Below are 23,146 nucleotides of genomic sequence, written 5' to 3' on the forward strand. Positions count from 1 at the left end.
CAGTGGTCCATTCCCGTTGCCGTTCGATCGAGTCGCTTCGCTCCTCTGAGTTTCCGAGATTAGGTTCTCAACTGCATTTTTGATCGACTCGTTTGATCCGCTCCCCCACACCCCAACGAAAGCTGGGGAGGCCGGAGGGTGCGCCCGACATGTCGCCCACTCGCCTTCCCATGCCGCTCCATGTCGTACCCGCAGCGTACCACCGACCTCAGCGCAACCCAAAACAGTCGAAAAACTCGAAAAGCCCAAATATATTGATTTACAACAAATTATGAATCTAGCAAGATCATACTTGTGCACAATTCCCGTAAAAACTTACTCATCAATTGATTACCCAAATATATTGACAATCAACAACTTTCAAAACGTCTTCAAAACGGGCGAAACAGACACCCGCGCGCCCCGCCGACAACCCCACAACCCGATGCCGGCGCTCCCCCACCAGATCGCCGGCACCCCCACATCACAAACCGGGAACATGCCATCACACCAGGTCACAACCCGATCACACGCACCACCGGCCCGCACCCCGGAAGTCGAGTGCGGGCCGGTGGAGGTGGGCAGGATCAGCTGGTGAGGACCTTCTCGAGGGTGCTCACGACGGAGGCGTCGAGCTTGTCGAAGCGGCCCGAGATCGTGCCTTCCTGGTTCCGCTCGGCACGCGAAGCACCCTTCACCGGCTGCTTGTGGTGCGCCCAGGTGTTCACCGCCTGGACCACCCCGAACGCGGTTCCCTGCCAGGTGCTGGCCCGCACGTCGTGCCGGTACATCTCCACCAACTCCTCACGCACCCGGGTCGCGATCGTGCGCGCACGGCCCGCCTCCTCCGGCATCGGGTGCCAGGCATCCAGGAACGCGAACCACAGCCGATCCCTCACCGTCGTCGACGACAGGTGCCGCAGCGTCTCGGTGAACTCGTCAGCGGTCTCCTCCACCAGACTCAGCGCCTGCCGGGCCTGCTCGATCCGCAACCCCGAGTACCAGCTGTGCCGGATCTTCACCTGCTGACCCCGCGCCTGCCCGAGCGCGATCGCCATCGTGTTATCACACACCGTCGCGGTAACGGTGCGCCCGTACGTCGTCGCCAGACTGCCGTCCAGCGACGTCGCCGCCAACAGATTGGGCCGGTAACTGAACCCCGTGCACCCGTCGTGCAGGGTCTCGGGAACAGAGACCTCAACCCACGCCTGCCCACCATGCCGCAGCACACCCGCCGAGGTCACCACCAACGTGTCACCGAGGATGTTCGACACCGCCCCCAGAAGCCACTCACGGTACTGATGCGGCTCATAACCCTCGGAGAACACCTTGAACACCTGCCGGGTGTCACTGCGCGCCACAGCGACCATCCCGGGCATCTGCTGCGCCACCACCAGGCGCCCCTGATGCGTAGGGTCTCGGATCATGACCGCCTACCCACTCCGAGTCAAGCAGATCCATGCCGGTTCCGAAGTCCTCGACGAGGTCGAACGCTGGTACTCCACCCCGGACGTCAGCCAGTGGATGGACGGGTTCAAATTCAGTAAGTACTTCAAGTCGAAACTCGGTACGTCCGAGGACGTGGGGGACGAGTTTCGACTCGACGCCCTCGCATGGATCGGGTTCGACGCTGACGAGTGTCCCGTCGCATTCGTCGGCGGAGAGATCCGCGTGCCAAGAATGACCAGCACGTCCAAGTCTCACGACGCCAACGTTTCACCGAAGGTGCAGGGCCCCCAGACATTCGGATTCATCTACGCAGTCGCGAAGGGTTACCGGCGACGCGGATACGGCACACGAACGCTCGCAGCCGTCCTTGCATCCCCCTCTCTCCATGACGTCGATGTGTTCTCGTGCCACATCGACGCCGCCAACAAGGCCAGTCTCCAGCTGATTAGGGGCCTCGACAGGTTCACCGAAACCCGTGCAGCAGGAAACAAGCTGCACTTCCAGTATGAGCGGCCCAGCATCCGCCGGCATGACCGCTGAACTGACGCGCGTGCATCTCTCCGAATTTTCCCAGCTCGCCATGTCGTCTCGCGAATCTGCGTATCACTTTGAAGAATTTCGACGGAATCCCAGCGTCCTCAATCTCCAGTGGCCCGATGACGTTGTAGAACAGTGGCTGTACGACCACGCGGACAACAGCCGGTTTCTCCGTGACTATGGGAGCGTCGACCTCTCACAGATTCGATGGGACGTCGAGGCGATCTCGCTCGAGGTCTTCCTTACCATGCCGACGGGGCCAAGCGATGGCGACTACATCGATGAGATCGCCGCCAATCCGGACCACTGGGTCCAGGTTCGCCGGCACGGGGTCCACGTGGGTGTATCTCAGTGCTGGGAGACGCACGGGACGTGGAAGCGGTGGCCGGTCTTGATCGATCGTGAACTCCTCAATCCGCCTGGACGTGGTCTTCAGGTCATTGAGGGGAGAACACGGGTTGGGATCCTCAAGGGACGTCACCGCAACAAAAGCTCTGTGGCAGATCGTCATCTGGCCTGGGTTGGGCGCGCCGCCACGTGACCCATCGCAGTGGAGCGCGTGGGTGTGAGCAATCTGGGGGTCATCCTGTCCGACGGATCTCCCACTCGACTGGTTCGGGGTCTCCTTCCCCGTAGGGCGAACGCCTCCATGCGTTTGCAGACACGCATTCGATGGTCTTCCCGGTCATGAGGTACGAAGCGCTGGCGCTCAGCCACCTGTAGTTCGGTCCGGGATGACCGTGGTCGTGGTCGTTTCGTTGCTTGTTCAGCAGTACGGTCCAGAAGAGGTTGTAACCTGCAGCTGCGAGCCGGTCGGTCAAGTCGCGTCGCATCACTAGTGTCGACGCCTCGTTCATGCCGGCGGTGGGGTCGAGGACGGCTAGCCCCGTGAAGTCGGCCCACTGGAAGTCGTTGCCGCGACGTAGATCGAGCGCGTCGAAAAGCATCCGGCTGGGGACGTACCCAGTGGGTTCCTCGGTGCCGGCATTCTCACGTGATGTTCCGGTGCCACCGTAGAAGGCGATGGGGTGGTAAATGTCGGTCGGCAACTCTTCATCACCGAAGCTGCGTGGCTCGGCGCTCCCATCAGCCCAGTCCCAGTCCGGGGACTGCGGGTGTGTTCCGAGCAGTCGGCTGTGTACCTCGGCGTTGTCCGGCATCCAGCGGCCGTCCCAGTCTTTCCCGGCCGCCCAGGTCCGGAACGCATCTGCCTTGTTGACGGGTATGAGGTATCCGCGGATCTGCATCCAAATGTTGAGGTTGGGGACGTTGAGAGCCGCGATCTCCGGGGGATGCACCTGCGTCCAGTTGCCGTGCCGGATCAGCGACAGCCACTTCGTGCCGTCGGGTGAGGTCAGCGCGATGAGGTCGAGTGGGTCCGGCACGCCGTGAAGGTCGCGGGGGTAATCGTTCTCGACCTCGACGGGGAAGGCTGCGTGGACGGGCATGAACCAGGGGCCCGCGTCGACGTCGGGGTCCTTGATTCCACCGGGTGTCAGAACAGTCGGGTCGATGTCTCTGTAGACGAGTTGTTCGGCGTACTCGTACTCGAACGGTCCGGTCGTACCGCTCCATCGATCTCGGAGTTGGTGGTTGTCGGCGAGACGGCCGAGGACCTCGTAGAGGCCGATCCACTGGTACTTTTTGCCGTATCGCTCGACCGGTCCGTCGGACCTGCCGCGTCGTCGTCCGCTCTCGAGGCGTTCAAACCGTTCGGGGGTCCAGCCGAGGTTCAGGACGCGGCTGAAGATGATCCGCTCTGCGCGGGCGCGAAGCTTCTTGTGATCAGGGTCGTCGAAATGTCCCAGGGCGGGTTCGAGGATGTACCGACCGAAATCGCCGAGCATTCCGTTCAGGGATGCCCAGATCGATGAGTATTTGTAGCCGGGGGCTTTGACCATCGACTCGATTGTCTGGGCGGACCGTGCACGCACGGGCCACTGGGCGCCGTAGGGAGGAAGCCACTCCGGTCCGGCCCAGCCGTGTTCGCGTGCAATCGCCGACGTACGCCGCAGATAGTCGCGGGTGAGGAGGTGTACTGGCCATTCGTCGACGACCAACTCGACCGCAGCATCCGCCACCTGTATGACGACCGTGGGGTCAGGTGAGCGGAGGGCGACGGCGCATACGGCCGCGGCGAGCCGTTCGAGGACATATGGATCATCGCAATTCCGGAACTGCCGGATCGCAGTGGCGAATCCTGTCGGTCCCCGCTCACCGATGCCGACGAGCGCCTTCGTTGCGCGGTCGCGGACACGTCGGTCCGGTGTGGTCAACATCCATCCCAAGATCAGCGTCGCCAGGCGGGCGACGTCCGTTGACAGATCGGAGGTTTCGCGGGTGGCTTTGCTGGGATCCCAGCCCCAGTCCAGCAGCACTCCAACTGGATGTTCACCCCTGTAATCGTTTGACTCGATAAGCCATTCGGACCAGGTCGAGTCTCGCTGCGGCAACCGCTTCGATGCCAGTAGCTCGTGGGTCCACTCGGCATTGACTCTGTGTCCAGGGACGCAGGCCACACGGACCAGCTTTTCCCAGACCTCGTCGGCCCACTTGTCGGACTCGATGAGCTGCTCGACGATTCGAGCCGTCCGGTCGGTGGTGTGTTGTGGCGCGCGCAGCGCGAGGCTCTCTACGAAGGCATCTACTACGTCGTGCTCGACGCGGCTCTTCTCGTCCGCGAAGAGATCGATGATCTCGGTGCCGAGTGTTTCCGGTGCGATGACTGCGAGTGCTCCAATGGTCCCGCGTTCTTCCCACCGGTTGTCGCCGAGCGATGCATACCAATCGGACAGCTCGGCCCCGGTCTGCTCCGCCAGGAGAAGCGCGCGTAGGACATCCCCGAGGCGCTGGTAGCTGAAGGTGACGTGGTTGTCGTAGGTATCCATCAGGACGCCCTCCCGTATGAGGCCGAGCAACAGGCTCTTGGACCATGGGCGATTGGGCACCAGCGTCTCGGTGATGGTTTGCGCTTCAGTGCGTTCGTACGGGCCCGGTCCCAGGGCCGCGAGTGCACGCGCGACGGCCTGTACTGGGTTCGTCATCTCGTCATAGTCGCAGCGGGTCGGAGCGGCGAGACGCTTGTTGACCGCCTCCATGAACGCGTTGCATACCGTGGCCAGGCCCGCAGCTCCGAGCGTGAAGTAAGCACCACCCAAAGTGGTGAGCGCTTCGCACGCGAGCTTGAGGAACAGCGGGTTTCCGTATTCGGGGTTCAGCACCGGGAAGGTCAGCGGTTCGAGGTTGTATTCGTGCGTGTAGCGGTCGATGGCCTCGCTGGTGGCCTCGACGAACCCAAAATGCTCGACGGAAGGGAATCCGTCCGCATCGCCGACGACCGGTGTGACGAACTCGGTGCGGCACGAGACCGCCAGCACGACGTTCGGGTGCCGCTCTACGGCGCCGGCCAGGACGCGTAGATCATCGACCCACCGCTCGGCATTTGTCCCTTCGTTGACGGCGTCGATCATCAACATGGCCTCTTTGCCGGACGCCTCGCCGGCGGCGTCGAGCACCTCCATGACCTCTTCGAGAGTTCCCTCGATCTGGACGAGCTCCCCGATCTGAGGGAGAAGTTTGCTCGCGTCGAAGTCCTGGCCGAGTGCAACGAGTGTCGGCAATCCCGCTGCGATTCGCCGGGTCGCGACGTCGCAGAACAGGTGTGTCTTCCCGACACCGGCGCGGCCGGTCATCAGAAGACGACCAGCCCTAGCCGCGTCGGTGTCCGGAGACCTCATCAGCGAGAGCGCCTCCCACAGCGCTTCACGTGCCTGCCCCACAGTGCCGTATAAATATCCAGCCGAATCGACGTAATGCCGGCCGCCCTTGAGGTGGCGCTCTCGGAGCAGACGGTGAACCGCGTCGAGGCTGTCCTCGACCGGCCGGAGCTCATCGATGACATCAGGCAGTGGACCGGTCGTTCTCACCGCCTCCAAGAATTCCTGGAGGGCAACCTCGGCTTTCGTCAACGTTTCGATGCAGTCGTCGATGCTGTCCTGGAAGGCGGCCTCGTCGCCCTTCGGTGCGTACCATCTATCGCTTCGTGACTTCCGGATGCCGGCGAGCGCGACCTGGACCTTCCGGACATATCCCTCGGTACGCCCCAGCCCCTCGAGTACCTGGACGGCCTCGACCTCGACGTGCACCTGTGGGCTGTACCGGCGACCGGCCTTGGCGACGACATCGGCAAGCCGCTGCTTCAGACCGTCCGGGGACAGGACCGACGCGTCGAACCAGTACCGCATACGGCCTGCGTGTTCAGGCTTCGTCAGCTCACTCACAAGCTCGTGGGCACCCACGTAGATGAAGTCGACCTCCATCCCGCGAGCAGCAGCGAGTCCCTCCCATTCGGCCTTCTTCTCGGTCCACTTGGTGAAAGCCGACTTCCTCGGCTTCGCACCTGATTTCCCCGCCTTCTTGCCCGAGGTGTCTCCGGCGGGCCGGTCGTATGGCAGCGCGACGTAGTACCGCTTCAAAGCCGGCTCGGTGTCGAGGGCACGGACGACCGACTTGTGGACCTGTCCGACCTCGTCGTTGCCGAACTCGAACACGTATTTGGCTTGCCACGCCCATACATCACCATTCGGCAGGACGCCTATGCCCTCACGCCCACCGTCAGGATTGCCGAACCGGTGGAAGACAGTGCCAGCGGGCCAGTCGAGCAAACCATCACGAATGAGGATCGATGACAACTCCTCGAACGCATCTGCCCGGGACGCGGGCGAGCCGTAGGGCCGGATCTGCCGAAAGTCCACGTCAGGTAGTGCAGCACCAGCACTCGGCGTCATCGCTCGTCTCCGATCGTTTCCCAGCTGTGCGCCTGATCCACATCACCAGGCAGAGAGGGCCTCTCACCGTCCGACAGCAACGGAAGCTCCACCACCCACCACCTTCGAACGATTCGGAATCGCACCATCCTGCACGGTCAGACCGAGCCTGAGCTTGGCGACTCCGGCGCCCGCCGCATCAAAAGCGCATACTAGCCGGTCCGTTTTGGCCTTTGGCCATCACCTGGCAAACAACGCACGGCGGCAGGACCACCGGGTTGAGCGTGCCGACAGACCCCGGCGGGCTCTGTAATTCATGTGAATGACACTGCCGACCAATTGAAGTCAGCGCCGACGCGGGCGAGCACCCACCGACGCCCCCGCCGTCCACACCCACCACGGCCCCCGTGCCGCCCCTTACCAACGGAGACCGCAGCAAATGGTGATACTGCCGTCAGCCGACGGGCACGGTGGCATCCGGTACACCCGACAGATTCTGCTGCGGCAGCGCGCCGAAGGTCCTGCTCGCCCGGCGGTGGCGTTCGAAGTAGCACGACCTGTGGCATGTCGAGCAGTCGTTCCGCATGTCGAAGACGGACCTGCGGGCGCGGCCGATGTTCCACCACACCCGAGAGGCGATCGAAGCGCACCTGACGATCGAGTTCACCGCACTCGCCGTCACCTGCTACCTGCAGAGCGCGACAGGGCCGTTCATGGCGCGCACAATCGGTCAACGCGAGCAACGCGAGCAACGCGCGCGAGCCTTCTCCTCCAGGGTCTATCTTCTCCCTCGGCGCTCGGCGGCTCGTACTGCTCCTCGCCGCACACCCTCCAGCGAGGCTCCCCACTCCGCACGAACGAGCGGCCAAACGAATGGAAGTTGCTCGTCGCCGAAGGGCCAACACCCATCAAGGTAATTCACAAAGGTATCAGCGCGGGCGATTCGATCTTCGATGTCAAAGACGTCTCTGATCGAAGCTCGTACTCCTGGGTCTAAGACTGGTGTATCCACGATAACAGCATCGACATACGCAAAACTGCTCACCAGTTTCTTGTGAAGATATCCTCCAGAGGGGGTTATCCGGACAAAACTACCTGCATCGCCATGATCGGCACTCTCCACCAACCCGCTCTGCTCCGCGCGGTCGAGATGAAATTCGATCTGATCGATTAGATATCCCGCGGACTGCAGCTGAGAGAACACGATCTTCAGGTCAGCGAGTCCGCCGGTCTCTCTCTCCCCAAGCGACTGGACAGTGGCGAGGAGCAAAGGGAGCAGAAAGTGCTCCTTTCTGTCAAGGGATGACACAGCGAAGAGGTTCGGCACGGGAGAGGTTTTCGGATCATAATACTTGTGGTCACCATACAGAATTGCCCTAACAAACTCGTGCAACGGAACAACGTATGCTCTTCCAGTCTTCTGCGCTTCCAATATTCGTGAAGTTTGAACATATCCACTGCCGACAAAGGTAGATATGAAATCCAATGCACGCCGGGTATTGCCTGAGCTCAAGTTGTCCACGAGTTCTATCAGCTGCTCATTTTGCGCAAATGCGTCGAGCAAGACATCTATGTAAATCACCAGACTGTCCGAATCGAGGGTAAGCCCAGTCGGAAATCCTGGAAGACGGCCAAACTGGAGAAGTTCTTTCTTCGCGAATTCCAGCCGCTTTGTAACCACCTGATCGCTTTCTCGGAGGGGAAACAGTAAAAACTCTGGGCTGATAGGCGGCAAGCACGCCAGACCTACGGGATTCATGAAAGGTGTCCGGACGCAGGGACATGAAGACGGCGCTAGGCCAAGTCTCGGCTAACGACTGCCCTGCAATGAAAATTTGCTCCTGAAAGGCGGGCTGGTGCTGGTCCACATTATCCAGGGCAACCACAAAGTTGTATCCACGCGACGTCTGCAGGAAGGCGAGCGAGCGCCGCACATGCTCGTATGAATTTGTTAAATTTTCAGCGAGCATTTCGATCTCACGTCGACGATACTCGCCCGGATCGGAGTGCTCCAATTCGCCGAAGATTCCGCGCTTGAAGGAATTGAGCTCCTTATTGTACACCGAACGAACAAACTGGCGGTCGTCTATATCGATGTCGTGAATATCATTCAGCGCGCTTTTAACTACTTCCACGATATGACCGGGAACATCCCCGATTAACCCGGAGTGCTTCAGGAAGTCGACATAAAATACGGTAGTTTTATCGAGCAGATCCTTCGCTTCAATTCGAAATAGGTGTTTCAGAAAGATGCTCTTCCCCACACCCACATCTCCGAGGAGAATTATCGGGCGCTTCGTTATAGCTCCAGCGATTACGTCGTCGCGAAGGCCGGGATTTGTTCCACGTCGATCGCGTGCGGTCTCGGCGTTGACTTGCTCCCCGAGCATGAGATACCGAGTCTTCAATATCTCCTTGCTCACTACCGCATATTGCGAGAGGGCCCCACTGGAGCAGTAGCACTCCGCCAAGAAGTCGTCCGTAATGCTCTCTTCACGAACTACGTCTTGGATAAATAGGTCACCCAAGATCCTCAGGTCGGTCTCCATTTCCGTGCCTATCCTGTACCCCGGATAGGTGTTGATACGACTCGACAATGGTGGCGGTGGAGGCGTCGCCGCGGCTCTATGCGTGAGCGCTCGGGTTATATCGCCGCGGATCATTCCGTCAAGCGAGAAATAGTCCCAAAATTGGTGAAATTCCTTTATCGCATCATCTAGGCTCGCATAGAAAATCGCCCTGCCTTCTGTCGGCTTTCGTCCGTCAGAACGGCTACCCAAGAACGCGATTAGCTGAAATCCGTTAGAGAGAATCGCAATCCCTATTCCAGACTTCTGGCAGTACCCGAGAACCTGATCGACAGCGGACTGGTTGCGCGTCGAGTGATTACGTATCGTCGACAGGTCAATTCGGCCACTGACGGTACCCGCAGGAACCTCGAAGGTGTTCCCGCTTCGCTTCGCCTCCAGCACGGCGCGGAGCTCCGGGGACCCTAGTGTGTAGTCGAGATAGTCTCCATCCACATGTTCCTCACACATGACCTGATCGTCCGGCCACGCGAGGACGTCCTTCACGATTACGTCGATAACATTGCGTCGGGTTGTCGCCTCGTTGTAATCCGTCTTTTCACTACGCTCCGCCAGTTTCGTCAGAACTTCACGTCCGCGTTCGAATGCTGTCACAGCCGCACCACTCCACCGGTTGGGCGCTGATCCCGACCATGGCAAGGCTCGCATGGACATACATTCTTTGCTCGCACTAGTTCCCCTTCAGATAGCCACGGCCACGCTGCTGGTCTGAGTTTCTATTCTGCAACCTCAACCGGCGTCATGGCCGCGACACTCCGTGAGCGCGCCTTGTGGAGACGGTCACGCACTCGTTCTGACTTGGCTGCTGGCCGGCCTGTCCTCTCTACGAGCACCGGCAAGCATTCTTGACTCTTAGATCCCGCTCTCGGCGATCAATTTGGTGTCCTGCGCCACTGGGAGCACCCAGCTATCCACCTTCTTTACCTCCATGAAGGTGCGACAGACCGCGCCGGATCCGTGAGACGATGGGCGGCGGCTTCACCGCAGATTCCCAGAGGATCGCGGACCGATACGGGCCGAAGCTACGACTTACCCGAGCGTTTCGAAGCCTCCAGTGGGAGCGCGTCGGAACAGTTCGAGTTCCACTACCGTCGCACCCTCTCGGCCGTGTGCCGCCGCGGCGAGGGCTTGGGCGTTGCGGGCGCATTTCGACATCGGGGCGTCGTCGTAGCAGTCGTCGATCGCGGCGGGCGGGGTGAACCGTCCACCGAGCGAGGACGGGTCGGCGTGCCAGGCGCGGCGGCCCTGCCACCAGCGGGACAGTGCCTGCTCGTGCGCGGTGTCGCGGGGGACTTCGACTCCGATGACCCGCAGGGATGTGTAGTGGGCGCTTACCAGTTCCTCGTACACCTTCGGGCCTTGACCGGGCCAGCGGAGGGTTCCCTCGATCAGCACGTTCTCGCCGCGGTCCAGACAGAGCCGGCGGATCTGGTCGATCAGGGCGGTGGATTCGTCGTGGACGAGCGCGGCCAGCTCCCGCGGCGCCAGCGAGGCTCCATCGGCGAGTTCGGTGCCGAGGAGTTCCGCATAGTCCCCCGTCGCGGAGCGCTTGTTCGATCAGGTGATCCTTGACCACGTCGGCATCGAGGCTGCGGTACCCGTCCAGATCGGGGATGTGGTCGCGCAGCAAAGTACTCTTCCCGGCCCCGGGTGCACCCGCGGTGAGGATTGCCGAACGTCCCTCGCGCAGTGGGGTGTCCCGTGCCAGATACCGGTCGATGACGGTGCGGCGGAACCGCAGCCGGGTAGGGGATGCCGCGAAGCGGATCATCGTGCTGGTGTCGGATTTGGTGTGCAGCAGCCCACCGGGCACGGACATGGCGGTGAGCTGCGCGGCGACCTTGCCGCGCAGCGGATCCGGGGAGTTCACGCAGACCGTGCCGCCTGCTCGAGGGCGTCCTTGTTTCGTTCCATCAGCCGGCCGATCTCGTCGTCGGTCAGCAGTCCGCGGTAGTAAGCGCGTTCGATCTCGTCCCAGCTGCCGGCCTCGTATGCATCCGCCGAGACCCCGCCGCTGACCGGGACCCGGCCGAAGGTGAAGTGCCAGTCCAGCAGCACCTGCATCATCTCGGTATCGCTGATCTGGCCGGCGGTGCGGCGGTCGATGACCTCGGTCGGGGTCCGATCGAGCAGGGCCGGGTTCTCCAGCACGGTGCGCAGCATGCGATGAATCGTAGGTTGCGAGATTCCGATGTGCTCATGGATGACCCGTTGGGTGATGTGGGCGGCGTTCGCCTCGGCCACCGCCCGCAGGACGTCGAGGTCGGCGACCCGGCGGCGGGCGGCCGCAGCATCGAGTGCGGCGACAGCCTTGTGGTCGATGGTGTCCACGACAAGCACCTCCTCGCGTGATTCACAATGAATCATTCCACTTCAGAGTACCCACACCCGCCCGACACCGTCCACCACAGCCCCGACCGATCCACCCCACGCCGCCGAGTGGCCGATCACAGTGACGGCCCTACCAAAAAGGGCCCGACCGAGCTCCCGGGCAGATCACGGGGCCGTGAGCACCCGGCCACCGCAGCCGACCACAGCAGACGACGTTGCGCGCCAGCGTGCGCATTGCCGCCTGTGCGGTGCCAGCGGATACCTGCGAACTGACGTGCCAGCGCTGATCCCTTCCCCGCCGGCCAATCGCGAGTCGCAATGTGTACCGGCCGGCGGGGTCGAGGCCGCCCGAGTCTGGGAGCGAGCGGCGCTGACCACCCTACGACGGCAAGCGCGGCCACCCGGTTGGCAGTCTCGGCGTGGTCCGGGATACCGACGACGGCGGCGGTATCGGCGGCCCACACCGCGTCCTACTCTGCCGCGGTGAGGTTCGGCGCCGTCACGACGCCGAAGTGCGGTGACCGGCGCCTCGGGGGTATTGCTCGGCGATCTCGCTTGTCTCCCGGGCCAACCAGGTCAGCTCCCCCACCGCGTGGTCCCAGCCCGTCATCAGATCCGCCCACTCACACTCCGGGCCACGGACGCACACCAACGCCAACTCGTTCTCGGACAACGTCTGCCACAGCTGCTCCACCGCAGGCGACCCCATGCCTCCCATTCAACCGCAGCACACCACCGGTACCGAGGATCGGAGTCGGCCATGTCACATCTCGGCGCCGCACCCAGCACCATCGTGTGTCGCTCTACCGGCTATGAGCACCCATATGGGCCATAGGTCTTCGTGTCGACGCGGGAGCGGAGCTGTTCGGCGACGTGCGGTGGCGAGGTCGTAGCCTGGCCACTGTGGCGACGACGACACCGAACCCGGGCCTGGACATCTCGACGTTGCGCGGGCTCCGGGCACCGTCGACCAAAAGCAGTGTTGCGGCTATTACGGACATCACCGCCCGGATCGAGGCGCACCTGGCCGCCCATGACGGGTACGTGGCGTTCTCCGGCGGCAAGGGCTCCCTCGTCGTCCTCGACCTCGCCCGCCGCGTCGAACCCGATGTGCCGGTGGTGTGTTCTTCGACTCCGGCCTCGACTACCCCGAAACCTACGACTACCTCACCGACCTCGCCGACCGATGGGAACTGGACCTTCACCGCATCCCCGCCGAACCGCCACTACTCGACGTGCTGGCGGCTTCTGGTCTCTGGGACCACACCGCCCCACCAATCCCGCGGCCGCGCAGGTGGATCTGCAGCAGATCCTGATCACCGAACCCGCCCGCCGCGCACACGCCTTACTCGGGCCCGGTGAGCTGTGGGGTGTGCGTGCCGACGAATCCGCCGCCCGACGCCTGCTCCACGGCCGCGGTGGCCGACGCGACGGGACCGTCACCCGCGCCGACGGGACGATCGCGTACGGGCCGATCTGGAACTGGACCACCGGCGACGTCTGGACACACATCGCCCGGCATCGGCTTCCGGTGAACCCGGTCTACGACAGGCTCACCCAGCTCGGGGCCCCCGACAGCCAGCATCGCCTCTCCCATCTGCTCGACGGCAACCATCTCGACCGGGGACGGTTGACGTGGCTGCGCCGCGGATGGCCGGCGCTGTTCGAGCACCTCGCCCACATCTGGCCCCACCTCCGGCCACCGGCCCTGACACCCGCGACCCCGAGGCGTGCCCTACGGTCGGGGGTCCGCGACACCGACAGTTGCGCGGACCTGCGGAGACGACACGTCCCCGCGCGGTCGAAGCGGGAAGACCGACGGCGCCGGCGGACCCGAGATCACATCCCCGCCCTGCAGAGGACGTCGGTGGGCGCTTCCGGGTCCTCGAATCCCTCCCACACCAGTCGGATAGCCGGGGCGACGACCGTGTCCTCGACATGGTCGATGTGAGCCCGGGCCCAGCCGGTGACCCCGCCGGGCCCGGTGGTTTCCGGACCGAAGAGCTGGTCGATGCCCGCAGTGCTGTAGCCCCAGTCGCGCAGTTCTGCACGGGTGCACCACTCCTCGCCGTTTTCGGGGCCGAGGGGATGGATTTCCTCATTCGTTGTTGGTCGTTGATCCACGGACCGCACCTGCTTTCTAGTGTTTTCGCGATGGGAGGTTATAGTCAGCTACTGCGGTTGCACAGAGTGAGCCGGAGGCGTTTATCCCTTCCCGGGGTCGGTGTCTCCGGTTTTCTGTTTCGCCAGCCGTTCCTGGGTCATTCGCCGCAGTTGCTCCCGCCGGGCCCGTTGCCGGGGTGTCTGCTTTACCGGATCGCTCTCGTCGACGGGCCGGACCGTCGCTCGCCCCAGCTTGATGTCGGGGTGGACGACCAGTTCGGGGCGGCCCTTGCCGTCGGTGAACAGTCCCATCCCAAACCCCTCAGTCCTCGGTGACGGCTCGTAGTTGCACGAGCATCCGCCGGCCGATGCGCCCGTCCGGGCGACGGTACCGACTCTCGCCACAGGAGACGACCTCGAACCGCATCCCCCGCGGCAGCATAGGCGCGGTGTCGTCGACCGAGTCCGACCGGCCCGGATACATGTCCCGGCCGGTCTCGATCTCGAACACCACATCCCGGCCGGTCAACATCCCGTCGAGTTCGTGGGACGGCGTGGGTGGCCATCGTGCCGAAAATGGATGGCCCAGTTCGACCAACACTCACTCGGCATCACGTCGGATCGCACGGCGGCCGTTCAAGACTGTTCAGCTCATCGAGCACCTGATCGACCGCGGTGGTCGGGATACGGAAGGTGTCCCCCTCCGACACCCGGATGCGTTCGCGGACGTAGGCGAGCACAGCGAGTTCACACTCGAGGTCTGCCACAGTTCGGTCGCTCACCGTCTCATCCTGCCGTGAAGCGAGTGCTCATCCCCCATCGTGCGCTCGGTAGCATCGAGGAAGACACTGACGCCGCCGCCACCGTGCCCAACGCACCATCCAAGGGACATGCCATCCCCGCAGGTCGAGCCGCTGCTTTCGAGACCGGTCGACGGTCGGGGAATCGCCGCCCCCCAGCAACTGGGCACGCCCGACCCGCACGCGAGGGCACCTCACCGGATTCCGACGCACAATCGAAAGAGAAGGACGTGAAATCCAACTGGGGGTGAGCCATGCGACCGCAACCGCGCGCACCAGTACCCACACCGATCCGGTGGTGGCGACTACGCCCGTGGAACCGCAACCACCTCATGCGGTCCAGCGACCGCATTGAAGCCCTCCTCGTCCTGGTCGCCGCGACCCTGGTGCTGCTGGCGATCCCCTTCGCCGCCGCATACGGAACCGCGACCCACACCCGACTCGAACACCAAACCCAAGCCCTGCGCGCCGGCACACAGCAGGTGCCGGCCGTGCTGCTCGAGGACACCCACCCCACACCCGACACCAGCGCAGGCACCCTCCGCGCCGCCGGCGCCCAGAACACCGCCCGAGCCCGCTGGTCCACACCCCACGGAGACCGCACCGGTGCCGTGCCCACCGACACCCCCGCGAAAGCCGGGCAGGCGGTCACCATCAGCATCGGCGCCGACGGCAACCCCATCGGCCCGATGTCGAGCAGTGGGGAGAACACGATCGTCGCCGTGGCCGCCGCACTCGGAATCTGGGCCCTCGCCGCCGGCATCGTCCTACTCCCCACCGCCCTCACCCGCACACTGCTGCACCGAAACCGGTTGCGGCGCTGGGCACACGAATGGAAAGAACTCGACACCCCACCCCTATAACCCCGCGGCCTCCGTGTCGGGCTACCCGCGTGCCGCGCCCACGAGCGCACCGGCCGCAACGACCCCGCTCCTCGTCATCGCGTCACAGCGGAGCCGAAAAAGCAGAAGCGGGAGCCGTACCGCACAAACGCCCCCTCACAGCCCTCCAGCGAGGGGTGGTGGGTGCGATGCCACCAACGGGGCCCAACACCACACACCCGTCGCCGGCCACCACCCACCGCCGCCCGGAGCGCACCCATGACCACCCGGCATCCGCGTCCGCGGCGTACCCGTCGACCACCACACCGACTCCGAAGCGTCGCCGGTCAGTAACCAACCCGCCGCATTTCCGGATCCGGACAGCTCACCGACCGCGAAGCGCGAGCGGCTCACAGCCCACGACGCGTCACCGGAATCGATGAGTTTACGACTCTCACCGACTGAGCTACCGACCCATCACCGCACAATCTCGCTATAGCGCGCGTAAACGATGTTTGTCGGCCACCTCGCTGGCCCGTCCCCGCCCGTGCCGGGGACGTCGTCATCCCCGGCCGACGAGCTGCCGCACCCCACCGTCCTCATCGACCGCATACAGCGCCATCCCCAACAAATCCAGAACCCGCGCAGGCGCCCGCACCGCCGCCTCCACCGACCCCGGCTCGTCACGCACGACCAACGCAAACGACACCGACCGATCCGCCTCGCTCGGCATCCGCCGCACCAGCTGCCCGATCGCAGTATCGACATCCAACCCCGGCGCGGTGGACGCCGCCTTCACCTCGACGTAGAGCCGGTGCCCGTCCTTCTCGGCCACGATGTCGACGACATCCACCTCGGTACGGACCGTCCACCCCTGAGACGACAACCACCCCGCAAAAGCCCGGGCCACGCGAGCCTCGTCACCTCTCATACCGGACACGGTAAGCCAGAAACCACAGCTCCGAACAACACCACAGCGCACAACACATCCGGTGCGGCTATACCACGACTGCGGCATACCCCGGACAGATCATCCAGTGAGATCGACGTAACCACTTCAGAACGTCATCCGCGTCAATCATGTAATCGACTGACTGCTAGCGACATTCGTGTACACGATGTTTGACACCGATCGGAACCGGGCCACGAAACGGCGGCCGCCGATCATTCTCCCCGGTGCCGGCCCGGTGTCCGCACGGCCGTCCCCGGGCCAGGGTTCCGGTTTATGTTCGGGGCAGAGCGGTGGACGCCCGGATCGACGGTCAGGTCCTCGGTGTCGGCAAAGACCAGCCGCCCATCGTCGAGCGCGACCGCCCACCGATGCACCGGCGCCCACTCATGCCCACCACCGCCCGGGTCGGTCACCGCCGCATAATCCTCGACCACCTCACCGGTCAGATCGGCCCCGGCGCTCCTGCGGACCAGCACCCGCACCCCGACCGCCAACCCCGGACCACCGACCGGCCGGTTGCCACTGTTTCGGGACATGCTGATGCACCTCTTCGCTCGGCGAAACTCCCGAGATCGAGCATAAGCACCACCCCCCGGTACGCGACCCGACCTGCACGAACACCATCCGCGATCGTCTGGCCACGGACAACGTCTCCGGGCACGTCACGCCGCCCAAGACTAGACGAAGCCCCTTCCCGAAAAGCCAGATGGTCGGTGCATGGCCCGAACTCGGGCACAGCACCGACCACCTGATCGAGAGCATCGATGTCGACAACTACTGCCGCAGAGAGGTTTCGACGCAATCCCGAGGTTGCTCAGACCTTCGCGTGACTCTTCAGGGCGGCGAGGATGTCCTGCACCCGCTCCTTGGCGTCACCGAACAGCATCTGGGTGTTGTCCCGGAAGAACAGCGGGTTCTGCACGCCCGCGTATCCGGTCGCCATGGATCGTTTGAACACCACGACGTCGGCGGACTCCCAGACCCGCAGCACCGGCATCCCCGCGATGGGGCTGCCTGGGTCCTCCGATGCGGCCGGGTTCACCGTGTCGTTGGCCCCGATGACGAGGACGACGTCCGTCTCGGCGAGGTCGTCGTTGACCTCGTCCATCTCCAGGACGATGTCGTAGGGCACCTGTGCCTCGGCGAGCAGCACATTCATGTGCCCGGGCAACCGTCCCGCCACCGGGTGCACCCCGAACCGGACCTGCACGCCCTGCTCCCGCAGGCGACGCGTCAACTCGGCCACCGGGTACTGCGCCTGCGCCACCGCCATCCCGTAGCCGGGGGTGATGACCACCGATGTGGCGGCCGCCAGCAACTCGGCCACCCCGTCGGCGTTGATCTCCCGGTGCTCCCCGGTGACCTCCGCCCCGCCGGAGGAGGTGGGTGCCCCGAAGCCGCCGGCGATGACCGAGAGGAACGAGCGGTTCATCGCCTTGCACATCACATAGGACAGGTACGCACCCGAGGACCCGACCAACGCGCCGGTGATGATCAGCAGGTCGTTGGCCAACAGGAAACCCGACGCCGCCGCAGCCCAGCCGGAGTAGCTGTTGAGCATCGACACCACCACCGGCATGTCGCCGCCACCGATCGAGGCGACCAGGTGGATTCCCAGGCCCATCGCCAGGACCGTCACCGCGGCGAGCAGCCACACGGTAGGGCCAGTCACGAAGATCACCGTGAGCACCACGAACCCGGCCAGCGCACCGAGGTTGAGCAGATTCTTCCCCGGCAGCTGCAGCGGCGTCGACGGGATCTTCGCCGACAACTTCAAATAGGCGACGATCGAGCCGGTGAACGTCACGGCGCCGATGAACACCCCGATCACCACCTCGGCGTGGTGGATCCCCAGCAGGGAACCAGCCAGCTCCGTGTGACCGCTCTCGACTTCGAGAAAACCGTTCCAGCCCACCAACACCGCGGCAAGACCGACGAAGCTGTGCATCAGCGCGATCAGCTCCGGCATGCCCGTCATCTCGACGACCCGGGCCCGCCAGAGCCCGATTCCGCCGCCGACCACCAACGCGATCAGCAGCAGGGCGATCCCGAGACCGGACGCCGTCTCGAGTGCGGTGAGCACGGTGACGACCAGCGCGATCGTCATGCCGGCCAGCCCGAACACCACACCGGAGCGGGAGGTCTCGTACTTGGACAGTCCCGCGAGACTGGTCACGAATAGCAGGGCGGCGATCAGATAGGCCGCCGCAGTCCACGTCGAAACGCTCATACCGTACTCAGCTCCTCGAGAACATCGACAGCATGCGGCGGGTCACCGCGAAGCCACCGACGATGTTGATAGCGGCCAGCAACACCGCAACCGCGGCCAGCCCGGTGACCAGTTCCCCGCCGGCATTTGCGCCGCCGGCGCCGATCTGCAGGATCGCCCCGACCACGATGATTCCGGAGATGGCGTTGGTGACCGACATCAGCGGGGTGTGCAGGGCGTGATGGACGTTGCCGATCACATAGAAGCCGATCACCACCGCCAGCACGAACACCGTCAGGTGCCCGGCCAATTCGGGCGGCGCGAAGGCGGTGGCCAGGAACAACACCAGCGCACCGACGATCCCCACCGACGCTCGCGCCCACCGGGACGCGGCCTTCGTCGGCGTCGGCTCGGTTTGGGTGTCGGCGGCGTGCGGAGCCGCCGCGGGGGCGGCACTCACCGACACCGGCGGCGGCGGCCAGAGCGTCTCCCCCCGATGGGCGACGGTCAGTCCGCGCTGCACCACGTCCTCGAAGTCGAGCACCAAGAGCCCGTCCTTACCCGGAGTGATCAGCTTCAGGAGGTTGACCACGTTCGTGCCGTACAACTGCGACGCCTGGGTGGGCAGCCGGGCGGGCAGGTCGGTGTAGCCGACGATCGTCACACCGTTGTCGGTCACCACGATCTCCCCGGCCACCGTGCCCGCCACGTTGCCGCCCTGCGCGGCCGCCATATCGACGATCACGCTGCCCGGCTTCATCGACGCGACCTGCTGGGCGTCGAGCAGCCTCGGTGCCGGACGACCCGGGATCAGGGCGGTGGTGATCACGATGTCGACGTCGGCGGCCTGCTCGGAGTAGATCTCCGCCGCCCGCCGGTCGTATTCCTCCGACGTCGCCTTCGCGTAACCGTCGGCACTCTTCTCCTGCGCGACCTCGACCGCCAGGTACTCCCCGCCCAGCGACTTGACCTGGTCGGCGACCTCGGGCCGCGGGTCGGTGGCCCGCACCACGGCGCCGAGGCTATTCGCGGCCGCGATCGCGGCCAGCCCGGCCACCCCGGCACCGGCGACGAGGACCTTCGCCGGCGGTACCTTGCCCGCCGCGGTCACCTGGCCGGTGAAGAACCGGCCGAACGCGTGCGCCGCCTCGACCACCGCCCGGTAGCCGGCGATGTTCGCCATCGAGCTCAGCACGTCCATCGACTGCGCCCGCGAGATCCGTGGGACCGCGTCCATCGCCAACGCCGTGACGTCCCGGGCGGCGAGCGCGGCCAGCCGCTCCGGGTCGAGTGCCGGGGCCAGCATCGCGATCACCACACCGCCGGGACGCAGGGCGGTGATCTCGTCGGGTTGCGGGGCGTTGATCATCACCACCACATCCGCATCCCAGACGTGGCTCGTCGAGATCTTCGCTCCGGCGTCGAGGTAGGCGACGTCGTCGAAACCGGCGCGCTCACCTGCCCCGGACTCCACGTCCACGGTGTAGCCGAGGCTGACGACCTTGCGCACCGCATCCGGGGTCAGTGCGACACGTGTTTCGGCCCTCACGGTCTCCGCGACCAGTCCGATTCGCATCGGGGATGTGGTGGGAGCCCCGTTGTGGGAAGCGGGTGCTGGTCGACTCTCGCTCATTCGTGCTCCTTGCTTGGCGGGTACGCATGTACGCTTGGACAGGTCGAGACCGGGGGGGCGACTGCAGCTTTGACGCTCTGGACGTAGCTGATGGTCTGCTGAGCAAAGGTACAGTCCGGCCCGGGAACTTGTGCTTCCTGATTGCGGGTAGCGCACCGGTCGGCGTTGCCGGACTGGTATCCACACTTCGCTGGGCGAAGACCTGTTCGACACGCCAGTCCCACGTCCAGGTCCTACGCCGTCATCGCCGGGCAACAACTGCCCCCAAGGACGGTTCGCCGTCCACCTATGATTCGCGGGCGGTGCCGAAGCATGGCAGTCGACACCGTGGAATTTGCATAGGTGAGCACCGTTTGCTGTCGAACTCAGGAACAAAGACTTGCACAACTTCCCGGCCGGAGCCCGGCGAATTGCTCGAGGAGCGACACGTCGTCCAGGGAATCCGAGGATGCTGCCGCGGCTGGGTCGGCTCCGAGGAGGACCTTCTTCACGGGCACTTCGAGCTTCTTTCCGGTCTTGGTGTGCGGAATCCCAGGCACCTCCACGATCTCGTCTGGGACGTGCCGTGGCGAAAGATCCCGCCGGATTGACTCCGTGATGTGCGCGCGCATATCGGCATCTAGACGTCGACCTTCACGCGTAACGACGAACATCGGCATCCAGTAGGAGCCATCGGGCCTCTCGACCCCGATCACGAGAGCCTCGGAAATGCCCGGCACGGCCTCGACAACCGCGTAAATGTCACCACTCCCCATCCGAACCCCGTTACGGTTCAGCGTCGCGTCGGATCGACCGTGGACGATTGCCGATCCACGTTCAGTGAGAGTTATCCAGTCACCGTGTCGCCACACCCCGGGGTAGTTGGCAAAATAGGTGTCCCGGTACCGGGATCCGTCGGCATCTGCCCAGAACCTGATCGGCATGGACGGCATCGGTCTGGTCACCACCAGTTCACCGACGTCGCCGGTGGCCACTGGCCTGCCCTCGTCGTCCCATGCCTCGACCCGCACTCCCAGTGCGCGCACCGAGAGCTCTCCCGCCCAGACCGGCACATCGGGAGAGCCGTTCAGAAACCCTCCTGCCACGTCGGTTCCGCCACTTAACGAGTTGAGGGGAATGTCACCGACATGTTCGCGCGCCCAGCGGTGGATGTTCGCCGACAGCGGCGAACCGGTCGACCCCATCCCACGAAGTGCGGACAAATCGAAGTCGCGTCGTGGCTCGACAGCGGCTTCGGCGCAGGACTGCAGGAATCCGGGGCTGGTGCCGAAGTATGTGACACCGCGGTTCTGCACGAGTCGCCACATCGCCGACTCGTCCGGATAAGTAGGTGAACCTTCGTAGCAGACAATACTGGCCCCGGTTGCCAGAGCGCTGGCATGGACGTTCCACATCATCCAGCTCGGCGAGGTATACCAAAAGAACCGATCTCCGGGGCCAACATCCATGTGCAGCCCGATATTCTTCAGCATCTCGAGCAAGACCCCACCGTGGCTGTGCACCAGACCTTTCGGGACTCCCGTAGTCCCCGATGAGAACAGCACCCACAACGGGTCAGAGAAGTCGACCGACACCGGCGAGACCGAGGCGGTACCCGCTACGGCGCTGTCCCACAGCTGTCGGTGCGGACCTACTGCGGCCTCGCCGATGCGGTCCACGACAATCGTGTGCCTAATGCTCGGAACCGCGGCGACGATCTCGTTCACCGCCGCTATTCGTGAGTGTGCGCGCCCGTTGAAACGGTAGCCGTCGGCAGTGACCAGGGCGGTCGGATTCAGCTGGCCGAGTCGGTTGACCACGGCGCTGGGTGCGTAATCCTGACCCACTGAAGCCCAGACCGCGCCGAGGGTGGCTGCAGCGGCGAACGCAACGATGGCGTGGGCGGTATTCGGCAGGTATCCCGCCACGACGTCCCCACGGCGCACCCCGGCCGTCCGCAGAGAAGCGGCGAGTGCTCCAGTCTGGCGACGCAGTTCGGCACGATCGATCCACTGCTCCTCACCGCTCTCCCCCACTGTGAGAACTGCAGGATCCTTCCCGTTTCCGCGGGAGAGCAGGTAGCCGGCGAAGTTGAGTGTTGCGCCGGGAAACCAGCGGTGCTCCGGCATCGGTCCACCAACTAGAATCTCGACACCTTCACGATGCCCGACTTCGAAGTAGTCCCAGACTGCGGCCCAGAACTGCTCGACGTTGCTGACCGACCACCTCCACAATGCGTCGTAGGACGATAGGTCAAGTCCGTAGGACTGTTCGACGAACCTGCGAAACTGAGCCATTGCAGACTGCTCGACCCGATCGGGCGTCGGCACCCAGAGCAGTTCACCGTGTGTGTCATTCATCGTCGATCCTTGAGTTCGGAGGTGCAGTTGCGGAGCGGAATTTCCGAGGCGGCTGAGTCCATCGAGTGCGAAACGACGACTTCCTCAGTGTCCGGTTTGATTGACTAGATCGGCGATACAAGCAGGCTTGTCGACGTCCTCGATCTCGACGGTCACCCGGATCGTCACCTCGAGACCTGCGGCGGCCGGTGTCGCGGTCACGAGGTGGCAGTGCCCCTGCCCCCGGACACCTACCGGGGCCGGATGTGGAAACCTAGTCCGATTGATTCCGTAATTCACGATCACCGACACGCCCTCGACGTGGATGATTCAGCTTCGGGAGGGTCAAGGTCGGACATTAACACCCACCTCGCATGCCCGCAAGGCATCGTTGCAACCACCCCTGGACCGCAACCGGGATCCAGCTCTCCGATGGTATTTCCCCCCGACAGCTCCCCTTCATTCGATCGAACCCCACGGGCGACGAACAGGTCTTCGTGATATGGCGTCCGGAAGTTCTGCGCGCTGTTCGTCCCGGCGATTGAGGTCCCGACTCGAGCGTGGCCACCCGCGGAACGCGACAGGCGTGAAAGCTGCCCCGGTTTGCCGACGCATTCTCACTCTCATAAAGGACCTACATTTGAATGTCTGCTCTTGCAT

Annotated in this window: 18 protein-coding genes and 2 pseudogenes; 5 read left to right on the top strand and 15 right to left on the bottom strand. The window is 64.1% G+C overall.

The window, feature by feature from the left end; genetic code table 11:
• Positions 1-566: 566 nt before the first annotated feature.
• Complete coding sequence (locus ACFTZB_RS04525; protein ID WP_378430294.1) at positions 567-1,406, bottom strand: DUF932 domain-containing protein; 840 nt, start codon at positions 1,404-1,406, stop codon at positions 567-569.
• On the opposite strand from ACFTZB_RS04525, the gene ACFTZB_RS04530 reads away from it, so the two are divergent.
• Both ACFTZB_RS04530 and ACFTZB_RS04535 read left to right on the top strand, forming a co-directional pair.
• Entirely contained in the window at positions 1,405-1,968 is a 564-nt protein-coding gene (locus ACFTZB_RS04530) for a GNAT family N-acetyltransferase (RefSeq protein ID WP_378430295.1), read from the top strand. The two genes, ACFTZB_RS04525 and ACFTZB_RS04530, sit on opposite strands and share 2 nt — an antisense overlap.
• On the top strand, positions 1,958-2,506 hold the full coding sequence (locus ACFTZB_RS04535) for a hypothetical protein (protein WP_378430296.1): 549 nt from the start codon (positions 1,958-1,960) through the stop codon (positions 2,504-2,506). Before ACFTZB_RS04530 ends, ACFTZB_RS04535 begins: the two co-directional genes overlap by 11 nt.
• Positions 2,507-2,546: 40 nt before the next feature.
• Here the strand turns inward: ACFTZB_RS04535 and ACFTZB_RS04540 are convergent, their stop codons facing one another.
• Entirely contained in the window at positions 2,547-6,629 is a 4,083-nt protein-coding gene (locus ACFTZB_RS04540; protein ID WP_378430297.1) for a hypothetical protein, read from the bottom strand.
• Between the two features lie 653 nt (positions 6,630-7,282).
• Between ACFTZB_RS04540 and ACFTZB_RS04545 the strand changes: the two are divergent.
• Positions 7,283-7,459, top strand: a pseudogene (locus tag ACFTZB_RS04545) (IS1634 family transposase); the annotation flags it as partial.
• A 50-nt stretch (positions 7,460-7,509) separates the two neighbouring features.
• Here the strand turns inward: ACFTZB_RS04545 and ACFTZB_RS04550 are convergent.
• The 5 genes from ACFTZB_RS04550 to ACFTZB_RS04570 form a co-directional block, all read right to left on the bottom strand.
• Entirely contained in the window at positions 7,510-8,313 is an 804-nt protein-coding gene (locus ACFTZB_RS04550) for a hypothetical protein (protein ID WP_378430298.1), read from the bottom strand.
• The gene (locus tag ACFTZB_RS04555) at positions 8,270-9,913 is read right to left on the bottom strand and encodes a hypothetical protein (protein WP_378430299.1); all 1,644 of its coding nucleotides are present in this window, start codon (positions 9,911-9,913) and stop codon (positions 8,270-8,272) included. Before ACFTZB_RS04555 ends, ACFTZB_RS04550 begins: the two co-directional genes overlap by 44 nt.
• Before the next feature lie 435 nt (positions 9,914-10,348).
• Positions 10,349-10,807, bottom strand: a complete 459-nt coding sequence (locus ACFTZB_RS04560) for a zeta toxin family protein (protein WP_378430349.1) — start codon at positions 10,805-10,807, stop codon at positions 10,349-10,351.
• A 378-nt stretch (positions 10,808-11,185) separates the two neighbouring features.
• Positions 11,186-11,650: a helix-turn-helix domain-containing protein gene (locus ACFTZB_RS04565; RefSeq protein WP_378430300.1), complete on the bottom strand. Its 465-nt coding sequence runs from the start codon at positions 11,648-11,650 to the stop codon at positions 11,186-11,188.
• 499 nt (positions 11,651-12,149) lie between these two features.
• Positions 12,150-12,359: a hypothetical protein gene (locus tag ACFTZB_RS04570; protein WP_378430301.1), complete on the bottom strand. Its 210-nt coding sequence runs from the start codon at positions 12,357-12,359 to the stop codon at positions 12,150-12,152.
• Between the two features lie 194 nt (positions 12,360-12,553).
• Here ACFTZB_RS04570 and ACFTZB_RS04575 point away from each other — a divergent pair.
• Positions 12,554-13,349 (top strand): annotated as a pseudogene (locus ACFTZB_RS04575) (phosphoadenosine phosphosulfate reductase family protein); the annotation flags it as partial.
• Between the two features lie 506 nt (positions 13,350-13,855).
• On the opposite strand, the gene ACFTZB_RS04580 reads toward ACFTZB_RS04575, so the two are convergent.
• The 3 genes from ACFTZB_RS04580 to ACFTZB_RS04590 are packed head-to-tail and all read right to left on the bottom strand — an operon-like array spanning position 13,856 to position 14,535.
• A complete protein-coding gene (locus tag ACFTZB_RS04580; RefSeq protein ID WP_378430302.1) occupies positions 13,856-14,065 on the bottom strand; it encodes a hypothetical protein in 210 nt (69 codons plus the stop codon).
• Positions 14,066-14,075: 10 nt separating this feature from the next.
• The gene (locus ACFTZB_RS04585) at positions 14,076-14,354 is read right to left on the bottom strand and encodes a hypothetical protein (protein WP_378430303.1); all 279 of its coding nucleotides are present in this window, start codon (positions 14,352-14,354) and stop codon (positions 14,076-14,078) included.
• A 10-nt stretch (positions 14,355-14,364) separates the two neighbouring features.
• Positions 14,365-14,535: a hypothetical protein gene (locus ACFTZB_RS04590; RefSeq protein WP_378430304.1), complete on the bottom strand. Its 171-nt coding sequence runs from the start codon at positions 14,533-14,535 to the stop codon at positions 14,365-14,367.
• A gap of 272 nt (positions 14,536-14,807) precedes the next feature.
• On the opposite strand from ACFTZB_RS04590, the gene ACFTZB_RS04595 reads away from it, so the two are divergent.
• Positions 14,808-15,416, top strand: coding sequence for a hypothetical protein (locus ACFTZB_RS04595; RefSeq protein WP_378430305.1), 609 nt, complete (start codon positions 14,808-14,810; stop codon positions 15,414-15,416).
• Positions 15,417-15,936: 520 nt separating this feature from the next.
• Here the strand turns inward: ACFTZB_RS04595 and ACFTZB_RS04600 are convergent.
• The 5 genes from ACFTZB_RS04600 to ACFTZB_RS04620 form a co-directional block, all read right to left on the bottom strand.
• Complete coding sequence (locus tag ACFTZB_RS04600) at positions 15,937-16,284, bottom strand: hypothetical protein (protein WP_378430350.1); 348 nt, start codon at positions 16,282-16,284, stop codon at positions 15,937-15,939.
• 254 nt (positions 16,285-16,538) lie between these two features.
• Entirely contained in the window at positions 16,539-16,862 is a 324-nt protein-coding gene (locus ACFTZB_RS04605) for a hypothetical protein (protein WP_378430306.1), read from the bottom strand.
• Between the two features lie 278 nt (positions 16,863-17,140).
• Positions 17,141-18,556: a Re/Si-specific NAD(P)(+) transhydrogenase subunit beta gene (gene pntB / locus ACFTZB_RS04610; protein WP_378430307.1), complete on the bottom strand. Its 1,416-nt coding sequence runs from the start codon at positions 18,554-18,556 to the stop codon at positions 17,141-17,143.
• 7 nt (positions 18,557-18,563) lie between these two features.
• A complete protein-coding gene (locus tag ACFTZB_RS04615; protein ID WP_378430351.1) occupies positions 18,564-20,111 on the bottom strand; it encodes a Re/Si-specific NAD(P)(+) transhydrogenase subunit alpha in 1,548 nt (515 codons plus the stop codon).
• A 422-nt stretch (positions 20,112-20,533) separates the two neighbouring features.
• Positions 20,534-22,507 carry an acetoacetate--CoA ligase gene (locus ACFTZB_RS04620; protein WP_378430308.1) on the bottom strand — a complete coding sequence of 658 codons (1,974 nt, stop codon included), beginning with the start codon at positions 22,505-22,507 and terminating at the stop codon, positions 20,534-20,536.
• Positions 22,508-23,146 lie beyond the last annotated feature (639 nt).

Origin of the sequence: Rhodococcus sp. NPDC057014 (genome assembly GCF_042673295.1) — a bacterium.
Classification (GTDB): domain Bacteria; phylum Actinomycetota; class Actinomycetes; order Mycobacteriales; family Mycobacteriaceae; genus Rhodococcus_F.

Bases quoted from the DNA above. Each gene is read 5' to 3' on its own strand.
- ACFTZB_RS04535 (WP_378430296.1), top strand. From the start codon at position 1,958: ATGACCGCTGAACTGACGCGCGTGCATCTCTCCGAATTTTCCCAGCTC.
- ACFTZB_RS04525 (WP_378430294.1), bottom strand. From the start codon at position 1,406: ATGATCCGAGACCCTACGCATCAGGGGCGCCTGGTGGTGGCGCAGCAG.
- ACFTZB_RS04615 (WP_378430351.1), bottom strand. From the start codon at position 20,111: ATGCGAATCGGACTGGTCGCGGAGACCGTGAGGGCCGAAACACGTGTC.
- ACFTZB_RS04595 (WP_378430305.1), top strand. From the start codon at position 14,808: ATGCGACCGCAACCGCGCGCACCAGTACCCACACCGATCCGGTGGTGG.
- ACFTZB_RS04570 (WP_378430301.1), bottom strand. From the start codon at position 12,359: ATGGGGTCGCCTGCGGTGGAGCAGCTGTGGCAGACGTTGTCCGAGAAC.
- ACFTZB_RS04605 (WP_378430306.1), bottom strand. From the start codon at position 16,862: ATGTCCCGAAACAGTGGCAACCGGCCGGTCGGTGGTCCGGGGTTGGCG.
- ACFTZB_RS04580 (WP_378430302.1), bottom strand. From the start codon at position 14,065: ATGGGACTGTTCACCGACGGCAAGGGCCGCCCCGAACTGGTCGTCCAC.
- ACFTZB_RS04530 (WP_378430295.1), top strand. From the start codon at position 1,405: ATGACCGCCTACCCACTCCGAGTCAAGCAGATCCATGCCGGTTCCGAA.
- ACFTZB_RS04620 (WP_378430308.1), bottom strand. From the start codon at position 22,507: ATGAATGACACACACGGTGAACTGCTCTGGGTGCCGACGCCCGATCGG.
- pntB (WP_378430307.1), bottom strand. From the start codon at position 18,556: ATGAGCGTTTCGACGTGGACTGCGGCGGCCTATCTGATCGCCGCCCTG.